Genomic DNA, 16,069 nt, shown 5'->3' on the forward strand with positions numbered 1-16,069 from the left:
GTGTTATTGGATGGCAAAAAATGAGGAGGGGATTATAAATTAACTACTCTTTTTTGAAATCCCGACGTGCAACAACAATACACTGATAGCCTAATAGTTTAGGAAAAAGATAAGTAAAGAAAGCAAGAATACGATTCAATAAAATCATTATTTTATTTCGGGGATGTAGGCCCAATACTAATTCAATCGGCATTACTGTCATCATTTCCTTGATGACTTGATAGCCATTTTCTTCTAGAAGCTTTCTGATTGTTTTGCGGGTGTAGAAACGATAATGAGTACGATCAAGAATTCCTCGTTCGGTATAATTCCAAGATCCAAAGAGAAGACTAAGGCGCACGGTAATGTTTGCAACGTTAGGGACTGAAACAATCAGTCGTCCGTGGTGATCTAAAACTTTTTGACAGTCTTTGAGTAGTTTTTCGGGATGATATAAATGCTCTAGAATGTCTGGCAAAAGAACTGTATCAAATTTTTCTTCCGGGAGATCAGATTGAACTGTGTTGCTAGAATAGCCTAATCGATGCCAAGCTTCAGATAATCCTTTTTGCAGATCGGCTTGAATGTAATATTGGAAAGTATCAATATTTTTTGGCTTAACAAGAATGTCAATTCCTGATACTTGATTGTGATGAGATAATGTTGCGGCAAGAAATCCATGGCCACATCCGATATCTAAAACTCGATGTCCAGATCCCACGAGACGCGAGAAAAGATAGTGGCTAGAATATTTACTCTCCTTAAAAGGATATTTAACAAAAAATTCTTGATATTCGGGATGTTTTCTGATTGAGCGAACTGTTTGTTTGTAGCGAATGACTGAGCGAAATACATCCTTCGCATATTTCAATCCATTCACATGACAGATTTCTGTGCCGTAATAAGTTGGAATGGGAACTTCGTGAATTCTAAAATGATGATGGTTTAGTTTGATAATGATTTCTGTATCAAAGTGAAAATCATTGGTCATGGCAGAAAAATCGAGTTGACTTAATGCGGCTATACTATAGGCACGGTAGCCACTATGAAATTCTGTGAGATTCATATTCAGTGACCAATTTTCAAACTGAGTTAGGATTTTGTTGCCAATATATTTATAGAGGGGCATTCCTCCTTTGATTGCTCCTCCGTACTGTGTCATCATCCGAGAACCAAATACGGCATCGGCCTGGTCTGTCACGAGTGGGTGATATAAATGAGCTAGTATTTCTGGGGCATACTGACCATCGCCATGTAATAAAACGACAACATCAAATCCTTTTTCAATAAAATATTGATAGCCTAGTTTTTGATTGCCGCCGTAGCCTAAGTTTTGAGGGTTTTGAAAGATTTTTAGGTTATGAACTTTTGCTTTTTGTTGATAGCCTAATCCGAGTTCATAGGTATGATCTTGACTGGCATCATCGAAGATGACAACTTCTTCAACATTATTCCATACATCTTCAGGGATGCGATTCAATACTTTGGCAAGGGTTGAAACGGCATTGTAAGCAACGATGAGTATGCCAATACGTTTATTATTGTTGTTGGCGGATACTGTGATGTTTGATGCAAGCAAATTTTGTTTTTTAGAATAAAGTTCAGTATTCATGGAAATTATGGGTATTGATTTTTTAATCTGTTGTTCTCGACAATGATTTTTCAAAAGATAACACTAGAAAAATTTAAATTGGTTTGAGGTTAATATCATTAAGCTTTAAAAGGATGTAGAGAGAGGTTCTGATGGAAGTGATTACGACCAAAAAATAAACTCTCGTGAGCAAGGGTAGCAAAATTTGAGCACAATTGCAACCCCATTTTGGGTTCCATGGAGCTAGGCTGTTTTTTGTGGCCCTCTTCCTGATCGCTTTTGTGCCAAAACCGTTGATCTTGCTGGACTTGTCACTGTCTGGGGAGGCCGTGCTATCTGGTATGGTGGGGAAGTCTGGTTTTGTTCAAGGTGAATCTTGGCGATCGCTCTCCTTGGCGAGGGTTTTGCGGTATTCGGCAGCTTCTGCAATTTTAGTAAATTGAATTTCAGATTTGCCATTGATTAGCTCTTGATCAATTTCCTTGACAGCTTTCACAATTTCATCTAGAGAAACCTTGAAAAATTCTTTGCGATTATTGATCTGATTTACTCTTTTGTGTTCAAAATATTTGTGCAGGTTTGATTCTAACGCAGGTGCATTTTTAGAATAGATCATGGCATGAATATCAAAGGGAAACGGCACAGAAGCACTACTCAACTCTTTAACGCGATCAACGGGGTCTAAGCGTCGTGTCATACCAATTTTATAAACATTATCCCCAAATGATCCCAAGTTGGAAATGATGTAAACATGACCTGATTTTGTCATTTGGGCTTGAGAGATAGCCCGCTCTTTATTGTTTCCGGCTTCTTGCACGCGCTGCTGTAATTCTTCGATCTGCTTTAATAGGGTTTCTTGAGCTTTGCCGGTGGCCGATTCAATTTCTTTGCGTGCCTTTTCTAATGCTTTTTGATAGCGCAACTCTTCTTTTTCAGCATCCTCTTTGGCTTTCTCTATTTCACGCAAAGCCTTTTCTTCTTCACGCATTTGCTCACGAATTGCTCGCTGTTCTTCCTGCTCTTGTTGTTTCTTCTCTTGATATTCATGGGTCAGATAGAGTTCTTGTAATTTCAAATTCAGGAAGTTAGCTGTAATTTCGCAGTGTGTTGAAACAGATACCTTGTTCAAGCTGTCATAGGCTTTCTGGATACGATTTTCCATGGTTTGAATGTTGTTGTATTTAACCTTCATTACCGCAGCATCACACTCACCATTAAAGGCCCGCAAAACAAGTTTAATAAAATCATCGGTCATTTTTTTGCCTTGCTTCTCACTCCCTTGGACTGTCCAAGATGTATGACAAATAACCGCTATTTTATTTTTGATCATTTGTTTCTGTTGGGAGCGAATTTCATCTAATCGATTTTTATAAAATTCAGACTCTTGAAAATCATATTTTGATTCATAAAATCCAGATCCTTCGATGATATTTTTTTCTTCAAGAGCTTGAAATTCCGCTTTTAACAATGAAATTTCAAAAGACAGGTTTTCTCGCTCCGCTTTCCCTTTCTGTCGAAGTTGCTCAATGCTTAAATTCAGATTTTCAATTTCATGATCAAGCTCGGCAATGTTCTTGGCTCTTGATAATATACCTTGATATGTCTTGATGCTTAAATTCAGATTTTCAATTTCATGATCAAGCTCGGCAATGTTCTTGGCTCTTGATAATATACCTTGATATGTCTTGATTTTTTGAACAAGACTGTTGATTTCTGAATTTAGCTTTTGAAGTTTATCTTCTCTGGAAATGGGATCACCATAGGCAATGTTAAGCCTCTTGAATCTCGTTTCAACGTCGCTAAGGCGTTTTTTAATATTGGAAGCCTCTTCGCTAAGGCGTTTTTTAGTGTCGGAAGCTTCTTTTTTGACGCTTTCGAGATTTTGGAATGCTAAAAACCAACCTGCGACACAGACGCAGGATAACAGAAAAAACAGGTAAGCCATTCTAATTATTCTCTAGACAGTAAAAAATTCAAGAAATTGAGAGAGTGAAGGACGCTTGACTGTGGCAACCATCAAAGCGACTATTATAACCGCCATTTTAGTCATTCGGTAGAGTAGCCTGCAATTGCGCTACCACTTGGTTTAAGCCCACCGAATTAGAGGCTTTGAAGAGAAAACGATCGCCCCCCTTCATCATTTCTCGCACCGCCATGATCACTTCCTGATGACTCTGACAGGCAAACCCAAACCCCGCACCCGTGAGAATCTCCTCCGCCTCCGGATCATCCAGTAAAACAATTAACTCATCAATCCCCAAATCCCGCACCACCTGGCCCACCCCGCCATGTAACCGGGGGGAATCATCGCCTAACTCCTTCATCGTCCCTAAAACCGCAATGTGGCGCATTCCCGGCGTAGCCTTCAGCAACTTTAACGCCGCCACCATCGACTCATAACCCGCATTGTAGGTTTCATCCAATAACGCAATATCCCCCGGCAAATCAAGGCGGCGCGATCGCCCCCCCGGTAGATCCACCGTGATCCCCCCCTGGAGGCGTTGCCAATCGAGGCCGAGGATTTGGGCGACAGCAAGAGCCGCTAAATAGTTGGAAGCATTATGTTCCCCCGGTAAAGGTAAAGGGAAATCAACACCGCCCACCCGCAGCGTTTCAGTATTGACCATTTCCCCCCGCAAATCCCCAGCGGTGAGGCCATAGGTGAGGGTTTCCCCCTGCCAAAATTGGGGAGCCGTCGCCATAAGACGGGCATTGTCCGCATTGAGGAGGGCGATACTATTGCGGGGCATCGTGGCGAGGAGTTCACATTTCGCATTGGCGATCGCCTGCTCCGACCCCAACCGCCCAATATGCGCCGTCCCCACATTCGTAATTAAGCCAATCGTCGGGATCGCAATTTCCGTTAACTCCGCAATTTCCCCCGGCCCCCGCATCGCCATTTCAATCACCCCATAATCATGCTCCGGGGTGAGGTCTAACAGCGTTTTCGGCACACCAATTTCATTGTTGTAATTCTTCGCAGTTTTGTGAACCTTGCCGTATTGCCCTAAAACTGCTGCAATTAACTCCTTCGTTGTCGTTTTCCCCACCGAGCCGGTAATGCCGATGATCGGAATCTCGAACTGTTGCCGCCACCATTGCCCCAACTGCTGATAAGCCCGCAACGTATCCGCCACTTGGAACTGTGGGATCGGTAGATCCGCCACCGGCTCACTCACCACAGCGGCGATCGCCCCCCCCGCTGCCGCATTCGTTACAAAATCATGACCATCAAACTTTTCCCCCTTGAGGGCAATGAATAGCTCTCCCCCCTTGAGGTTGCGGCTATCGGTGGTGATGGTGGCGATGGCTTCCGGCCCCACCGCCGCCGCTCCTATCAGCTTGGCTTGAAGGAGAGAAGCAAGCTGATCTAGAAAGAATTGCACCGTCATAGGGGTTAGGGGGTGATAGGGACGAAAGACTTGGATTTCCGGAGGCTAGCCTAGCGAGGGGGGGCGATCGCTGTCAAGGTTTCCCCCGATCCGTGATTATACCGAACGGTTCCCCCAGAGTTCAGGCTATGATCAAAGATAGGGATCGTTGACGGGTCATCATGGATTGATCCAAGACAAGTAGCGAAAAGAGTGATCTATGGTGGAGATGTGACACAAGCCAACTACAGGATTAACCCTGATCGTAGGAAAATTCAGCACGAATTGCTATAAAAGACAGGGAGGCCCTTTGGTGACAATGTTGATGAACCCTGATGCCACAACCAGCGATTATGAGCAAATGGTGACAGACCACCTGCTCTATGCTGTACAAACTGAGTCACCGGAAGATCTCCTTGATCGCTTTCGTCGTTTGTTCATTGGCGGCCGTAGCTACGAACCCCTCGAAGTGCGGGACGCGCTGGAGAAAATCGCCTGTGTGAAGGGGTCTGACGAATTTTTCCCCTTCCTGCTCAACCGCTGCTGTCACATCCTGATCAACCGCTGGCAAATGCAACCCAATACCCGTTGGGCCATTTCCGAATTGGTGGAGCAACTCAAATTTATCCCCCCCGTCGGCAATACCTACGCCCGTGGCCCTCGCCGTCTGCGCCAATTGATGCATGATTTCCGCACAACGGAGCAATACCTCACCTTGCAACGCCTAGCGACGGTGATCAGCAACACCAACGAAGAGCAGGGCAAACTCCGCCCCCGTCGCCCCAGCGATGACAACGAGCGCCTCGTGGGGCAATTGATTAACCGTTACCCCTACCTCTATGAGCATTGTTTATTGAGTCAAGATAGTAGCTATGAAAATCAGCAAACGGTGCGATTAATCCGGGATAAGTTACAAAGCCAGTTTGAATTAGATCTTTCCCATTATGTCACTTATCAAATGCGGCTCAAGGATGCCAAATCAACAGGGCGGATTATCCACCCCGTCGATAATCCCACATTGTTGAGCGATCGCGAATTGGGCTATGCCCTCAAGCACTTTGTCGGTCGGGTCAAGGGGAATCAAACCTATCATGATATGGCTAAAAGCTTTCTCACCCATAGCTTACAAGCCCGCTCTTATCGGATCTTTAAAGAAGATCTTTATGAATATTTAGTGGATTCTGTTGATCCTCGCTACGGTAAGCAAAAATTTAATGAAAAGCTCTACGAACGTTTACAAACGACGCTCCCCCGCTACGACTTGCAAAAACCCAATGATACCCTCCTATTGCGCACATCTAGCCATCTACTCAATTTTTTAGTGGTGGAAAGTCCCCAACGGCCCAATCATTATGTTTTTGTGGATTTAGTCACCAATTTAGGCCCAACACCGACAGTGACGTTATTGTTGAAAATTACGCTGTTGTGTCATCAGGTGAAGCCCTCTTTAGAAAAACGCTTTGCCATTTTGTTTAGCCATTATGAAACCTCCACCGAAGAGGGGGTTCCTTGGTTGGTGCAGTCGATGGAAAATATTCATGTGGCCTTAAGTTCTAATTTTGGCAGTTTAGATCTATCTTATTTAAACCATCGTAAATCCTAGGGTGTCACCCCTTTGTCATCAATGCCCGTAGCCCGATAGAGTCTTGCTTTTATTGCCGCTTCGCTATTGCTGCCGGAATCGATCCGGGTGGCGAAACGCTACGCCGAATTGCAAGATTGGTCAGCGGTGCGATCGCACCTCCTCAGCCAAAACCTCCTCCAAGCCCGCCGCGTCAAAACCGGCCAACGGCTCTATCAAAAAATTGCCTCCCGCTGAAAAACCTATTGTGATTAACGTAGGGGCGAAAAATCTTTCGCCCCCTTACACCCACTCCCCGTCCCCCGTTCCCCCATGCAAGACCAACCCACAGCATGACCGATCCGATCTGACGCACCTTACCTACGAATAGGAAACCCTGCCCACACAGGGGCAGGGGTCGCTCTCTCAAGGGGAAACTCTGGGAGGATTGAAAGCCCCTCGCCCCCCTTGGGAGAGGGGTTTGGGGTGAGGGTTATTTAGGCTTGGGTTTTTTCCACCTCCGCAACCATCAACAGCGTTTTCAACACAGAATCCGGGTTCAAACTCATCGAATCGATCCCCAATTCCACTAAGAACTGCGCAAATTCGGGGTAATCGCTGGGCGCTTGACCACAGATGCCAATCTTGCGGCCTTTGGCTTTCGCGGTGGCGATCGCCTGGGCCACCATCCGTTTCACCCCTTCATCCCGCTCATCAAACAGGTGCGCCACCAAAGCAGAATCCCGGTCTAACCCCAGGGTCAACTGGGTTAAATCATTGGAGCCGATGGAGAAGCCATCAAACACCTCGGCAAACTGATCCGCCAGGATCACATTACTGGGCAACTCACACATCACATAGACCTGTAAGCCATTTACGCCCCGTTTTAAGCCCTGTTTGCCCATTTCTGCCAACACATGACGACCTTCATCAGGAGTGCGACAGAAGGGAACCATCGGGATCACGTTGGTTAAACCCATATCATCCCGCACCCGTTTGAGCGCCTTGCATTCCAGCGCGTAGGCTTCGCGATAGTTGGGATCATAGTAACGGGATGCCCCCCGCCAGCCGATCATCGGGTTTTCTTCCTTCGGTTCAAACTGACGACCGCCCAAGAGGTTAGCATATTCATTGGATTTGAAATCGGACATCCGCACCACCACGGGTTTCGGATAGAAAGCAGCGGCGATCATCCCGATCCCCCGTGCCAATTTATCCACAAAGAAATCCGGTTTATGGGTATAGCCTAGGGTGAGTTGTTCAATTTCCGCCTTAACCGCTTCATCTTCCAATTGGTCGAACTTAATCAACGCCATCGGGTGGGCTTTAATGTGGTTAGCAATGATGAATTCTAACCGGGCCAGCCCCACACCATCGGCGGGAATCCCTGCCAACGTAAAGGCCTGTTCTGGATTGCCGATATTCATCAAAATTTGGGTGCGGGTTTTCGGCAGGTTGTCCAATTTGGTTTGATGAACTTCAAAGGGCAGCAACCCTTCATAAACCAAACCTTCTTCCCCTTCCGAACAGGAAACCGTCACCTCTTGGCCATTGTGGATCGCTTCTGTGGCATCGCCACAACCGACGATCGCCGGAATCCCCATTTCCCGCGCAATGATCGCGGCGTGGCAGGTGCGGCCCCCTTGGTTCGTGACGATCGCACTGGCCTGTTTCATAATCGGTTCCCAATCCGGGTCGGTGCGGTTCGTGACGAGGACTTCACCGGCTTTGAACTGGTTAATATTAGAAACGTTGTGAATGACGCGGGCTTTACCTTGACCAATAGCCGCGCCCACACTGCGCCCGGTGGCCAACACTTTGCCTTTTTCTTTCAGTTCATAACTTTCCAGGACGTTATCGGCTTTTTGGGATTGCACCGTTTCGGGCCGAGCCTGAACAATGAATAATTCCCCTGTGCAACCATCTTTAGCCCATTCAATATCCATGGGGGTATATTGGCCCCGCACTTGGGAATAGTGATCCTCAATGATGATCGCCCATTTCCCTAATTTGAGAATTTCTGCATCGGAAAGGCAGAATTTTTGCCGTTCGGGTTCAGGAACTTCGACGTTTTTCGTCAGTTTAGAACCGCCCACATCGTAGACCATTTTGATCGCTTTTGTGCCGAGGCGTTTTTCTAAAATGGGGGTGAAACCTGTTTTCAGCGTCGGTTTAAACACAAAATATTCATCGGGGTTGACTGCGCCCTGAACGACGTTTTCCCCTAAACCATAGGCAGCGGTGATCAAGGCCGCATTTTTAAACCCGGTTTCTGTATCAATGGAGAACATCACGCCGGAGGTAGCTAAATCGGAACGCACCATTTTTTGCACCCCAACGGAAAGGGCAACGGTGAAGTGATCAAAACCGTTGTGTTGACGATAGGAAATGGCGCGATCGGTGAACAAAGATGCAAAGCATTTATGACAGGCTTCTAACACCCCTTTCACCCCTTGGACGTTGAGGTAGGTTTCCTGTTGACCGGCGAAACTGGCTTCGGGTAAGTCCTCAGCGGTGGCGCTAGACCTTACTGCTACGTCGGTATCTTGGGTTTGGGTATCGCAGAGATCGCGAAATTCGGGGTCGAGGCGATCGCCTAAGGAAGAACTGCAACTATAGCGTTGGCAGAGTTTTTTATAAGCGAGGGCGATCGCATCTTGCAAATCTTGGGGGAATGGCGTATGGAGAATCAAAGCCCGGGCTTGTTTGCCCCGCTCTTGGAGATTGTAGACATCGTTAACATTGAGATCAGAGAACAACCGTTGTAACTGAACTTCTAAACCAGCCTGTTTAATGTAGTAGCGATAGGCATAGGCAGTGGTGGCAAACCCACCGGGGACGTTAACCCCTTGGGTTTGCAATTGTTGGATCATTTCCCCTAACGAGGAGTTTTTCCCCCCCACTAAGCCCACATCTTCGCTCCGGACTTCATCAAACCAGAGAATAAAGGCTTGATCCCGAGCAACGGTACTGGTTGAATCGTAAGCAGTGTATGTCATAACATCTCCTAACTAAGGAACAATAGAATAAATAATCACGCGGATTAAACACCCCCCATGGATGGCAGAGAATGATTACACCCTAACCACAACAATGAGGGCAACAACTGGAAAAATTTCCAGAACAACGGAGCAAAAAATAACGAGAGAGAACGACAAAATGAATGGCAAATGCGATGCCTATAACCCCTGAGGCGATGGGATACTCAAATCAGATTGATTTGGGCAATAGGACTCAGTGATTAAACGTCAACACCACAATAGGCTGCCCTTGAATACTCCTGATCACGGATGAACAGTGGGTCAGTTAACGATCAGCGGCAAGGGGATGATTTTAGGTCTGTCACTGGGTGCTATCTGGCCACAACTTCAGTTTAAAACTTTGCCCCCCCTCGGTTACTTTTTCTTTGGAATTCGTTACGTTGGCTACAGACAAGTTCATATTGCCCTCACCCTAAATCCCTCTCCCAAAATGGGCGAGGGACTTTGAGCCTAGCTCCCACTGCGATCAGATTGAATCCGACTGTGGAATTGAGCGGTATGCGATCGCAGAGCGGTATGCGATCGCAGAGCGGTATGCGATCGCAGAGCGGTGTGGGGGCGAAAAATTTTTCGCCCCTACTGCACTCCCCATTCCTTAAGAAGGAAGGCGATCGCCCGCTGGAACCTTGCGATAATACTGGGGATGATAAAGGCTACTGGCATTGAGGGGGGCATAGTTTTTGGCATCATTGGCCACCACACCCAGGACAGTTGTACCAGATATCTTCAGAGTTTCCAAAACCTGGGCCAAGAAGGGGCGATTGGTTTTTTCCAAACGCACCACCAAAATAATCCCATCGGAATGGGCTGCCAACAATTGGGCATCGGACAAACCCAACAGGGGGGGCGTATTGTAAAACACCACATCAAAGCAATCGTGAAATTCCTCCATTACCCGCTGCATCGTTGGCGCAGAAAGGATCTTAATGGGATCACGGGTATAGGTTCCCCCACTGAGGAAAAAGAGATTTTCCACCCCCGGACAGGGCTGCACCACATCTTCAACGGGTAAATCGCGATTAATATGATCCGTTAACCCGAGGCGATTGTGACAGCCTAAGCGGTGATGGAGTTGGGGATTGCGCAAATCTGCATCCACCAGCAGCACCCGCTTGCCAATGGTGGCGGCCGTCATCGCTAAATGCTGGCTCAGGGTGGATTTGCCATCTTCGGGGCTGGTGGAACTGATCACGAGCGATCGCATCGGCATCTGCTGCGACCCCAGAAGATTAATCTGGGTATATAACGAGCGGAACGCCTCCCGATAGAGTGCAATCCGCGCCGCACGAAATCTCGCCCAAGGCAGTTGGAGCCGTTGCCAGATCCCCAGCCGAATCGGTGGCGTTAAGGGCAGCGGCGTGATCACCTTGCCCTTGAGCCGGGGAATCACCCCCAACAGGCGTAACTTCGTATCCGTCTTCACCTCTTCGGGGGTGTGATACACCGTATGCAAAATTTCCACCACAAAACCCGCCCCCACCCCCACCAACGCACTGAGCACCCCAACAATCATCACCATCCGTTTTGTATCACTGGGAGCCTGTTGTTGGGGCAAACCATCAGCCCCCTGCCACAAATCCGGCGGTGAAATCAATTCCCAGGGAATATCCTGTTGAGAAGCATCCAACTGCAAATTTTCCCGTTTAGACAGAAAGGTGCTTAAACTTTCCGTTGCCACTGCCAACTTGCGTTGGAGATCATCATACTCCCGCAACACCTGGGGAAAATCCTGCTGTTGACCCTCTAAAACCGCATCCATGCCATTGAGATACCGCACCCGCGCTTCTAAATCTTGAATTTTCACCTCCACCACATCCAGTAACGCCAACGCCTCTTGATTCATCAGTTGCCGAATATTGGCTTGTTTATCCCGGAGTACCTCCATCGGTGGGCTATTTTCTCGAAATTGCGTAGAATCGAGGGCTAATTGAGATTCAAGATTTTGATATTGAGAAACCAAAGGGCCATAGGCCTGCTGGGTGCTGATATCTTTGAGCAAAATCGGGATCGGATTACCCGCATCGAGTTGCGCCTTGAGATTGTTGTAGTTAGCACGGGTTTGGGCTAACTCTGCCTCTGTCGCTACCCGTTGCAGCCCTAAATCGCGGCTTTGGGCGGCTAAATCCTTCGCCGTTTCTTCAGGGAAACTCAACTGATTGGTTTCCCGGAGCAATTGAATTTGCTTTTCATACTCCCGTACCCGTTTTTGTAGTTCCGGAAGTTGGCGTTCTAAATGAGCAATTCCCTGCTCTAAACTAGCCAATCGCTCTTGTTTGGAATAAGCTAAATAGGTACGGGCAATAACATCAAGAATATACATAATCTTGTCTGAATCTTCATCTTGATATCTCACCTGAACAATTTTTGTCCCCTCTAATTTACCATCTTTTTCATAGGTAGTCCGTTCTAAAATTAAATTTTGATAAAGATAACCAAAGGTAATATCAGGATATTTTTTTTGAATTTCTTCTACAATCGGATTCATGATTTTAGGACTTTTTAAAACCCGCACTTGGGTTTCATAGTCCGTGAGATCGGCGTAATCCATGCCCACTTTAGAAATTTCGGTGACGGAGGTGGGTAGGTTGCCACTTTGGGCAGAGAGGGAAAGTCGGGCTAATCGTCCTTCTGCGGTGATCGGTTCAATCAAAACATCAAAGGAGCCAGTATAGCTGGCCACATCATCCCGGCTTTTGAGGACAATTACCCCCCCCACTGCCCCCAACAAGCAGCCCCCCACCACTGCCATAATCCACAGCCGCCGCTGAAACACCGCAAACAGCCAACCGAGGTTAATCGTTTGCCCGGTTTCGGCTTGGGCGAGTAAATCATCCGAGGAGAGGCCATAGTCAGAGCCTTTGGAACGACGGGGGGAAAGGTCACGGGGCATGGTAGGAGCGAGCGGCGCACCGCTGGTGAAAGGGTGGGTAGGGGCCTATTGGGAGTCGCCGGAAAAGTTGATAATCCCTAATGACTCCAAGATACCGAAGATGCGAGCGGGGATCGAAAAGAGGGCGAGGGCCCCGGCGGCGGGGTTAAAGGTGGTGCTGAGGCGATCGGCCAGTTGGGTGTTGCGGTTGCGATTAATTACGAGGATATCGTTATCCCGCAGGATCGGGTTGCCGGTTTCATTCACCCCCTGGGCTAAATCGACGGGGACGGGGCGACTGGTGACTGTGCCATCGGGGTTGAGGCGGATCAGTTGTAAAGCGTCTCGCTGGGCGCGATCGCGATTAAACCCCCCCGCAATCATCAACGCTTGGTTTAACGTCGTATTGGGGGGAACGTTAAACTGGCCGGGATTTCCCACTTCCCCCACAACGCTAACACTGATCGTATCGGGGGCAAATTGGGCGGTGGCGATCTGGGTGAGATCCGCCGTTGAAGGGTTAGCGGCAATAGGCACAATAATGCTATCCCCTTCCTGAAGGACGGTATCTTGGGCCACATCCCCCTCCTGGAGCAATGCCCAGAGATCGAGGGTAAACCGTTGCTCGTTGCCCCCTTGGGTGAGGCGGCGGATCTGGATTTGGCGAAGATCAGCGGTGGGTTTGATGCCGCCGGCCTGTTGGAGGGCGTTGGTGAGGGTGGGGAGGCCGCCGGTGAGGCCGGTGGCTCCACCGCCGACGGTGGCAGTACCGATGATGTTATAGGAGCCGGGCCGCTGGACTTCGCCGACGACGGAAACGGTGCGGCCGGTGTTGACATCGGCGGCAAAGTCGAAGAGGGCCAGTTGGCGGAGTTGGTTTAAATTGGCGGTTTCGGTAGCGGGGACAAAGATGGTATCCCCATCGCGGAGGCTGAGGTCGAGGGTGCGATCGCCCCTTTGGATTAATTCCTGTAAATTCACCGTAAACACCACATCTCCCCCCTGTTCCGGGCGGCGACGGCGACGGATCTGCACCTGGGTAATATCGGCGGTCAGGGTAATGCCGCCAGCGGTTTTGAGGGCAGTTCCAAGGGTGGGATGCTGTACCCCTGGGCTATCCCCCGCGCCGCCGATCAGGTTGACGGTAAACGTACCGGGGTTTTTCACTTCGCCCCCCACCACCACATTCAGAGGCCGGGCATTGATCAGGCGAATCGTGATCAGGGGCCGTTTGAGAAATTGATTGTAGGCTTGGGAAATCCGCTCCGAGGCTTGGCTAATCGTCAACCCCGCCACGGAAATCCCCCCCACTAAGGGCAGGGAAAGTACGCCATCAATGGGGACTTGGTATGCGCCGCTATATTGGGGAACTTCAAAGACATCAATGCTGAGGCGATCGCCTCCCCCCAAGAGGTAATCACTCACAGGGGGATCAGGGAGGGGGGTTAAATTCGAGGGAAGCTCAGAAGCGGGCCATAAAATGCCCTCCGGTTCTGTCCAGGGTTCTGTTTGGGCCAGCCCAGGATTTGCCCCGATCACCATCATCATCACTGTTAACAACCCCACAGTAGGAAGGTTGAGTATAGATTGAAGTATGAACATTGTTCCCCAGGGTTTTTAATCCACCCACCGGATAAACCCTGATTTTTGGATTGATCTGGCAGGGATGGTGATTCGTCGCCATCTTCGGCCATCTTAACCTAAGTTTTTTGAGAGTTTTTCCCCTTCATGGTGCTTGTAAATTTGCTCAATCGGAGTCCGGGGGTGATTTGTCCAGAGGCTACCTTAACGGCAGCAATACAGGAACTTCACCACCAGCATCTCCCCCTCCTCTGGGTTTGTGGGGCAGAGGGTCAACTGCTCGGATTCCTCTCCCAGTCGGCAATTTTAGCGCAGGTTCTCGCTCACCCGTCAGGCTTCAATACCGATGACCTGCGGGTTGGGGCCATCATGTTTCCCCCCCCCGCTCCGCTCACCTTGGCAGAACTGAGGGAGGACAACGATCTGCAAGCTTGGTTTACAACCCACAAATTGCCCCTGCTGCCGGTGGTGGATGGGGGGGGAAAGTTAGTGGGGGCGATCGCCCAAACCGACTATGCCGCTGCCCAATTAGAGGCAGAAAAAGCAGCCCACCAAAGAAGCGAAGCCCGTCGCCAAGCCCTGCTCCAAGCCATCCCCGATTTAATGATTCGCTACAGCCGCAATGGCAAATATTTAGAAATGCTTTGCGGTGGCAATGTGCAACCCCTCGATAATTTTCCCGACAACACCGGGGCAGAAATTTGGGAAGTGCTTCCCCCTAACTTAGCGAGTCAACGCCTGTACTATATTCACAAAACCTTAGACAGCGGCGAAATGCAGCGATACGAGTACGAAATTGAAGTGAGTCCCGGAAAATGGTGTCACGAAGAAGCCTATATTACTATCTCTGGTACTGATGAAGTGATTATGCTGATTCGCGATATTAGCGAACGGGTGAAGGTGCAGTTAGCCCTAGCTCAGGAAAAAGCCTTAATGCAATCTTTAATTGATTCCATTCCTGACTTGATTATTTATAAAGATTTAGAGGGCATTTATCGAGCTTGCAATCAGTCAGCGCGGGGACTTTTGGGGAAATCACAGCAGGAAATTATTGGCAAAACTGATTTTGAGCTATTTCCTGAAGCCCTTGCCCAAACCCATCGCGATCACGATCTTCATGCCCTAAATGGGCAAATTTCCATCCGCCGGGAAAAATGGATTACGTTCAAAGATGGTACACAACGGCTGCTAGAAATTGAAAAAACGCCCTTTGTCGATGATCAGGGGATGATGCTGGGGATTATTGGTGTCGGCCGGGATATCACCGACCGTCAACAGGCCATTGAAGATCTCTTAAATACGCTCACGAAGGAAAAAGAACTCCTCGATCTCAAAAGCGACTTTATTACCATTGCTTCCCATGAATTTCGCACCCCCCTAACGGTGATCATGGCATCGGCAAAGTTAATGCGCCATTGTTTAGATCGTTTCACCCCCCAGCAGCAGGCGGAACAGTTAGACCGGATTTTACGCAGTAGCGATCGCATTTTGGCCCTTTTAGAGGATATTTTAGTCCTTAATCAAGCCGATGCAGACCAACTCAATTTTATCCCCGCCCCAGTCAATTTAGAACAGTTTTGTCAAGAACTCTATCAAGAACTGATGGCGACCCAACTCAATTCCACCACAGTCCAGTTTCACTACATTGGCCCCCCAGACTGTAGCGTTACCCTAGATGATAAATTGCTCCGTTATATTCTCACCAACTTACTCAATAATGCGATCAAATATAGTTTTAATCCAAATCCCATCGAGTTCATTGTGACTCTGGGTCAGCATTATATTCAATTCACGATCACGGATCAAGGCATTGGCATTCCCGCCGATGCTCTAGCCTATGTGTTTCAACCCTTCTACCGCGCTAAAAATGTGGGGAATGTACCCGGCACAGGCTTGGGGTTGGCGATCGTCAAGCGGGCGGTGGATCTCCACAGTGGCACCGTTGATTGCCGCAGCCAATTGGGTCAAGGCACAACCTTTACAGTGCGCTTACCCCGTTTTGTTGGCTTCTAAGCCGCAACCCCCTTAATCAGATCCATCGCACTCGACAAAACCATAAGGAACATTCAGTCCGCT

9 protein-coding genes and 1 pseudogene are annotated in these 16,069 nt (G+C 48.4%); 4 read left to right on the plus strand and 6 right to left on the minus strand.

Annotation, left to right across the window (positions count from 1 at the left end; genetic code table 11):
- Positions 1-43: 43 nt before the first annotated feature.
- Positions 44-1,591: a glycosyltransferase gene (locus tag VB712_RS16640; protein WP_323256749.1), complete on the minus strand. Its 1,548-nt coding sequence runs from the start codon at positions 1,589-1,591 to the stop codon at positions 44-46.
- Between the two features lie 194 nt (positions 1,592-1,785).
- Here VB712_RS16640 and VB712_RS16645 point away from each other — a divergent pair.
- Positions 1,786-1,904: pseudogene (locus tag VB712_RS16645) on the plus strand (IS4 family transposase); the annotation flags it as partial.
- A 30-nt stretch (positions 1,905-1,934) separates the two neighbouring features.
- On the opposite strand, the gene VB712_RS16650 reads toward VB712_RS16645, so the two are convergent.
- Together VB712_RS16650 and VB712_RS16655 are read right to left on the minus strand one after the other, a co-directional pair.
- Positions 1,935-3,515 carry a DUF4041 domain-containing protein gene (locus VB712_RS16650; protein ID WP_323256751.1) on the minus strand — a complete coding sequence of 527 codons (1,581 nt, stop codon included), beginning with the start codon at positions 3,513-3,515 and terminating at the stop codon, positions 1,935-1,937.
- Between the two features lie 97 nt (positions 3,516-3,612).
- The gene (locus VB712_RS16655; RefSeq protein ID WP_323256753.1) at positions 3,613-4,962 is read right to left on the minus strand and encodes a UDP-N-acetylmuramoyl-tripeptide--D-alanyl-D-alanine ligase; all 1,350 of its coding nucleotides are present in this window, start codon (positions 4,960-4,962) and stop codon (positions 3,613-3,615) included.
- 298 nt (positions 4,963-5,260) lie between these two features.
- On the opposite strand from VB712_RS16655, the gene VB712_RS16660 reads away from it, so the two are divergent.
- Positions 5,261-6,544: a hypothetical protein gene (locus VB712_RS16660; protein WP_323256755.1), complete on the plus strand. Its 1,284-nt coding sequence runs from the start codon at positions 5,261-5,263 to the stop codon at positions 6,542-6,544.
- A 51-nt stretch (positions 6,545-6,595) separates the two neighbouring features.
- Complete coding sequence (locus VB712_RS16665; RefSeq protein WP_323256854.1) at positions 6,596-6,760, plus strand: BrxA family protein; 165 nt, start codon at positions 6,596-6,598, stop codon at positions 6,758-6,760.
- 239 nt (positions 6,761-6,999) lie between these two features.
- On the opposite strand, the gene ppsA is transcribed toward VB712_RS16665, so the two are convergent.
- From ppsA to VB712_RS16680, 3 genes are all read right to left on the minus strand, one after another.
- The gene (ppsA, locus tag VB712_RS16670) at positions 7,000-9,501 is read right to left on the minus strand and encodes a phosphoenolpyruvate synthase (RefSeq protein ID WP_323256757.1); all 2,502 of its coding nucleotides are present in this window, start codon (positions 9,499-9,501) and stop codon (positions 7,000-7,002) included.
- Positions 9,502-10,138: 637 nt separating this feature from the next.
- The gene (locus VB712_RS16675) at positions 10,139-12,433 is read right to left on the minus strand and encodes a GumC family protein (RefSeq protein ID WP_323256759.1); all 2,295 of its coding nucleotides are present in this window, start codon (positions 12,431-12,433) and stop codon (positions 10,139-10,141) included.
- Positions 12,434-12,478: 45 nt separating this feature from the next.
- On the minus strand, positions 12,479-14,014 hold the full coding sequence (locus tag VB712_RS16680) for an SLBB domain-containing protein (protein ID WP_323256760.1): 1,536 nt from the start codon (positions 14,012-14,014) through the stop codon (positions 12,479-12,481).
- Positions 14,015-14,140: 126 nt separating this feature from the next.
- On the opposite strand from VB712_RS16680, the gene VB712_RS16685 reads away from it, so the two are divergent.
- Positions 14,141-16,006 carry an ATP-binding protein gene (locus tag VB712_RS16685; protein WP_323256763.1) on the plus strand — a complete coding sequence of 622 codons (1,866 nt, stop codon included), beginning with the start codon at positions 14,141-14,143 and terminating at the stop codon, positions 16,004-16,006.
- Positions 16,007-16,069: the final 63 nt, after the last annotated feature.

The sequence above is a fragment of the Spirulina sp. CCNP1310 genome, assembly GCF_034932185.1.
GTDB lineage: Bacteria > Cyanobacteriota > Cyanobacteriia > Cyanobacteriales > Spirulinaceae > Spirulina.